At 66.3% G+C, this 1,529-nt stretch carries 1 protein-coding gene; it reads right to left on the reverse strand.

What is annotated here, in order from left to right:
• The coding region (locus DB30_RS40960; protein ID WP_165704200.1) for an RHS repeat protein at positions 1–1,467 on the reverse strand (1,467 nt) is incomplete at its 3' end.
• Positions 1,468–1,529 lie beyond the last annotated feature (62 nt).

Below are 1,529 nucleotides of genomic sequence, written 5' to 3' on the forward strand. Positions count from 1 at the left end.
GTAGGTGCGGCTGTCGATCACCTCGCCGCCGAGCTCGACGTGCTCGCTGGCGACCATGCGCCTCGCTACGTCGTAGGTGTACTCGGACGTGGTGTTGGGCTGGAAGTAGGTCCGCCGCGCCACGCTCGGGCCGAGATAGTCGAACTGAACCAGCGGGGCCCCGCCCTCGGTGAGGGTCCGAGTCCGACGCAGGCCGTCAAAGCTGCGCTCGACCACGCGACCGCCGGGATACGTCGTCGCGGTCGCGTTGCCGAGCCCGTCGCGCGCATAGGTGATCGCTCGCGCGGGTCCGCCCGTCGCGGTCTGCGTCTCGAGCAGCGCCGCGCCCAGGGAGTCGTGGCGCCACGAGATCTGGCTGTCGTCGTCGCTCGCGCCGACCAGCAGCGACCGGCCGTCGAACGCGAAGCGCTCGAAGCTGGTGTCCGCGTTCACGCCCGGCCCCGGGATCACGGTCACGCCGACCCGTCGTCCAAGCTGATCGAGGCCAAACACCAGCTGCGTGCCGCTGGGATCCTGCTGCGACACGAGGTTGTCATGCGCGTCGTAGCTGAAGGTGTTGGCCCCGCCGTCGGCGAATTGCTCCCGCGTGAGGCGGTTGAGCGAGTCGTACTCGTAGAGCGTGACGTTGCCGCCGGGATCCTCGCGGCTGGCCAGGCGGTCGCTGTCGTCCCATGTTTGTCGCGTGACGATGATATCGGTCTCGTCGCCAGCGCCGGTCCCATCGTCGGTCATCACGTGCGCCGACTCGATCAACCGACCAAGTCCGTCATGCTTGTGCAGCGTCCGATTACCACGAGGATCGACCTCCGCGGTTAGCCGCCCGAGCGAGTCGTAGCAATTGTGCGACGCGTTCCCAAGCGGATCGGTCGTCTGGACCAAGTTGTTGCCCTCGTCGTAGACGTAGCGCCAAACCCCGACCACGGCGTCCGTGGACGAACTCGAGACATCGGTGAGCGCCCGCTCGATCACGTTGCCGTTGGCGTCGTAGGTGAGCTCGACGATGTTCCCCTCAGCGTCGATTGTCCGCAGCGGCCGACCCGCCGCGTCGTACTCACGGGCGGCCTGCTCGCCGTTGTCGTCGATCTCCAGGATCACGCGGGACTCACGATCGTACACCCGCGTCGTCACCGAGGCACCATCGCCGATCGGCGTCTGGCTCGCCGGGTCGAAGTGATCACGCGATGTCACTACAGGCCGATTCATCGCGTCATAGCTGACTCGCGTTCGGCTGAGCAATACGTTGGCCCCCGGGCCGGGCAGGTCGACCAATTCCCCATGAAAGGACTGCTCGATCTGGTTGCCGGCAGCGTCGTACTTGAAGCTCGTCTGGTTGCCCATCGCGTCTTCGACCAGCGCGAGTCGATCCGCGCAATCATAGGTCGAGGTCGTGATCTGTTCAGACCCCTCAACGCCCTCGAGCACGCGCCGCTCGTTGCCGTTGGCGTCGTAGTCGAATTGGGTCGTCACCGCATGAGCCGACTCGGCACCACGTGTCTCCCGATAGGTCAGCCCGCGCTCGTCGTAGATCG

Origin of the sequence: Enhygromyxa salina (assembly GCF_000737335.2) — a bacterium.
In the GTDB taxonomy this organism is placed as follows: Bacteria; Myxococcota_A; Polyangia; order Nannocystales; family Nannocystaceae; genus Plesiocystis; species Plesiocystis salina_C.